At 61.8% G+C, this 3,826-nt stretch carries 3 protein-coding genes; all 3 read left to right on the top strand.

From position 1 onward, the window contains the following. A partial coding sequence (locus tag AC1DP3_RS17980) for a hypothetical protein (protein ID WP_477295684.1) occupies nt 1-1,962 on the top strand: 1,962 nt, incomplete at its 5' end. A gap of 480 nt (nt 1,963-2,442) precedes the next feature. Then, the gene (locus AC1DP3_RS17975; protein WP_477295682.1) at nt 2,443-3,249 is read left to right on the top strand and encodes a rubredoxin-like domain-containing protein; all 807 of its coding nucleotides are present in this window, start codon (nt 2,443-2,445) and stop codon (nt 3,247-3,249) included. Then, nucleotides 3,246-3,707, top strand: a complete 462-nt coding sequence (locus AC1DP3_RS17970) for a TIR domain-containing protein (protein ID WP_477295680.1) — start codon at nt 3,246-3,248, stop codon at nt 3,705-3,707. Before AC1DP3_RS17975 ends, AC1DP3_RS17970 begins: the two co-directional genes overlap by 4 nt. Nucleotides 3,708-3,826: the final 119 nt, after the last annotated feature.

Here is a 3,826-nt window from a genome sequence, read left to right as displayed (position 1 = left end):
GTCGTTGACCGCGATGATCCAGGTGGCTACCGTCGTCTGCCAGAGATCCTCGCACCGCTGGTGCCGACCGTGGTGCCGCCTGAGAGGGTCGTGGTAGTCCCAGGGAACCATGACGTACTCCGCGGAGCGCCACCTTCATCCGCTGAGCGCTATCAGGACTTTGTTCAGCTTCGCAAACACGGCTACATCACCCCGCTGCTAGAAGGCGTTGATTCGCTGGAAGGAGCGGATGGGGCTCCGGCTCAGCCGACAACGCTCACGGCGAAGGATGGATCGTACGTCATCGTTGCGATCAACTCTGCAGATCTCTGTCAGACCGACCTGCCAATTGAGTCCGCTCTCGACTMTCGGTTTAACCAACTTCCGAACGCAGCGGACCCGGCGGTCACTGAGCTTCTCAAAGCTTGGGCGGAGCGAGGCGAGGTCGATGTTGCGTGGCTTGGGCAGCACCAACTCCGGCATGCAGCCCAGGCTCTTGAAACCGCGTCCAAGCAACTCGGCGATCCTTTGAAGATCACCGTGATGCACCATCAGCTCATGCCGGTTGGCGCGGTAGCCGAAATCAAGCCCTATGAGTCGATACTGAACTTGGGCGAAGTCCTCGAATGGCTTGCCACACAGCGGGTAGATATCGCTCTGCACGGCCACAAGCATGTCTCTCGACCATTTACGCTGTCGCACCGCGGTCTGACGACCGTCGACGCTGAACAAACCATGCTGGTCGTGAGCGCTCCCAGCGCAGGGCACATCGATAATCAAGGTTCGCCAATTGCGCGACTCCTGACGATCGCACCCACGGCGCCTCGGACTGYGGGCGTGAGGATCGTAGATGTCAAGCCCGTCGGCCCGGGAKGGGCGATCGACCTCCAGACCCTTCCGACTTCGCAGTGGTATCTCAACGACGACGCGGAGCGGGGGCGCATAGTTGGCACGACGGCCCATGAGGTGCACGAGAGGATTGTGTCGCTCCCGACGCCGTACAATTCCGCTGCTCTTCCACTCGTGTGCGTTGTCATCGATGGTGCTAGCGCGCTGAGCATCCCTCCGCTTTACCCGGATCTGCCATCCACTGAATCGGATCCTCAAGCATGGTTCGATCGGACGATTGGGTGGTGGCAGTCGCCTCGAGCGGGCCGAGGCGCCAGCTTCAACCATGGTCAAAGGATCAGTGCCTACGGTTCGATTGACCCGGAACTGCAGACGGGCCACACGGACCAACTGAAGGAAGCGGCGCGTGCACTCGCGGACGATGCGGAAACCAGCCGCGCCGTCGCCATCCTGGTCGAGCCGTCCGCAGATCTCTCTGGTGAAAGGCGCTTGTTTCCCGCGTTTGTTCTCGTTCAGTTCCAGATCCGCGAGGGGCAGGTTCACGTCACCGCCTATTTCCGGAAGCAAGAGATGCCGCATTGGTGGCCGATCAACGTGGGAGAGCTTGCCCACCTGCAGGGCCGGCTAATCGAGGACCTCTCCGCCCGGGGCAAGCACTACGCCCCGGGATCGATTACGACGATCACCGCCCACCCCGCGTTTGGTCGCGGCACGCCACGCGTCCAGATTCCGGACCTCGACCGCCGAGCCGATAAGCCAATCCGCCTCCTCGAATTGGTCATGCCGCTCTACGGAGTCGGCGACGCTKGGAGGGCGCGGAACGCCTGGTCGGTCGCTCTGTCCGACTGGGCTCCAAGTGAGAAGGCTCCAGCAGATGGTGACCCCGTGCCGGTCTTCGGCCTCAAGGAGTTGATCATGGCGCTCCGTGAAGCAATGGCTATCGCGGGAAGCACTCAGGACCAAGTCGAGCTTGAAGAGCAACTGTCGACGCTACTCCTGATCTGCGAGCGATATGTGGCGGCGAATGACGACGATCGAGCGACGGCTCGATCGCCGTGGCTCGCCGCCGTGCCAGGGCGAGTCAACCGCCTGCAGGATATCGTCGACCGCATTCTTGGGGTTGTTCAAGACTGAGGCGGCAGTTTCCCGGCGCGGGGGAAGAGGCCTATCGTATCGAGGACCATGAGGACGAGGATCCCCTGATCGTCGACGTTAGTGACGTGATGCTTCCGATGGTCGCCGAGCTGAGGTCTGTCCGATCTGATCGACGCCTGGCTGGGCGGGATATTCGGACGCGCGGTGGTCAGGGCCTATCGGTGCATTCGAGATGCGCAAGCTGTTGGGCGAGTCCACATGTGGGCTTGTCGTCGCAACTTCGCCCTCCAAAGCCCTGGTGAGTGGTGGGAAGCCGCTCGGCATGTGAGGGAAGAGCGTTGACCTCGCGTCGACCGAGCGTCGGAGGCCGTTCAGCTGCTTGACTTGCAGGCTTGGTCGAGTCCCTCGACGCGATCACGGCACCGTGCGGATGGTGAAGTGAGCCTTGGCCATCACCCTTTCCCCGCTCCGCCCAGCGTGGCTCCCCGGATGTGTCAGACGCCAGCCCTAGCATCAACTGTGCGACAAGCCAGGGATCACGGCGCGGGCGCGGCGGTTCGGCGCCTCGGCGACCCATGGCGCAAGCTGCATGACGCCGGACTGGGCTACCTGTCCGTGTACTTCTCGGAGCCTCTCRCCCGATGGCCGGTTCGTGAGATCACCCGACCTGCAGACAATAAGAGCGACCCGAACATCGAGACCGGAACGTATGGCCTGTTCTCTACGTGCGAGCCGTCAATGCGGAACCGGATCGTTMACGATGGCGCGGCCACCATATTCTTCCTCACGACGCGCAAGGCGCACCAAGGGAGAGTGATCTCCGGGTATTACCACGTGGGCTGGTACACGGAAGGCACCCAAGGCGCCGTCAATCGTGACTACGCCCTCGCCGCCGACAGGATGCATTTCATCGACCCCATCGCCGTGGGCGACTTGGTGGAGCCGCTGGCAGGAATATGCTCTGCCCAGTTTCGCACGATGAAGCCAATTGACGCAGAGACCGTGGCAGCGCTTCGCAGCGCATGCGACGAACGCCCCGAGCGCACGGCCGAATATCTCGGCGAAGTCGCTCGCATCGAAACGTTCGCACGTGCTCGATCGGGCTACGCATATCMCTCGTGGGGTCGGGAGGCCGGATTCAGCTGGTCGGACGCTCACGACTACTACCAGACGGACGCCGAACTTTCGAAAGTCCCCAACAGCTCCAAGAACCGCAAGTGGCGATGCCGTGAGTGTGGCTATGTCATCAAGAGCGGGGCGCTGCTGAAGAAGTGCCCGTTGTGCAAGCAGATGGCCACGCTCACTCCAGCTGAGGAGGGCGCGTGACCCGTCGGATTTTTATCAGCTACCAGCACGCCGATCAGATGAAGGCTCGTGGCTTGAACCTGATGACCTATAACAAGAACGTCAACATTGACTTCACCGGACGCCACCTGCTCGACCCTGTGAAGAGCCAAGATGCGGACTACATCAGCCGAAAGATCCAGGAGCGAATCAAAGGTTCGTCGGCGACGATCGTGCTCGTCGGCAAGGAGACCTCGCAGAGCGAGTGGGTCGAGAAAGAAATCCAATGGAGCAAGGAACAGGGAAAGGGCATCATAGGCATCCGCATCGATCCCGACGCCCAAATCCCTGAAGGATTGACGGATTACGGTGCCGAGATCCTCGACTGGAACACGCCGGCTGACGTCGACCAGTTTGACGACGCGATCGAACGAGCGATCGCTGCGACAAGCAGGAGTCGMTCGATGCCGACCAACACCATGAGCACATGCACGAGATGAGCGTGAACCCTTCCGGGCCCCCTGAGATCGTGCTGCCTGGGGTCCWCGATGCCGCGAACAGCGCATCGGCGCGCGGGCAGACGGCATACGTGCGTCTTAGCGCGACACGGCTCCTCTCC

Source organism: Microbacterium sp. P5_B6, assembly GCF_056400345.1.
The sequence above is the reverse complement of the archived record's forward strand: the minus strand, read 5'-3'. Positions and strand labels throughout refer to the sequence as shown.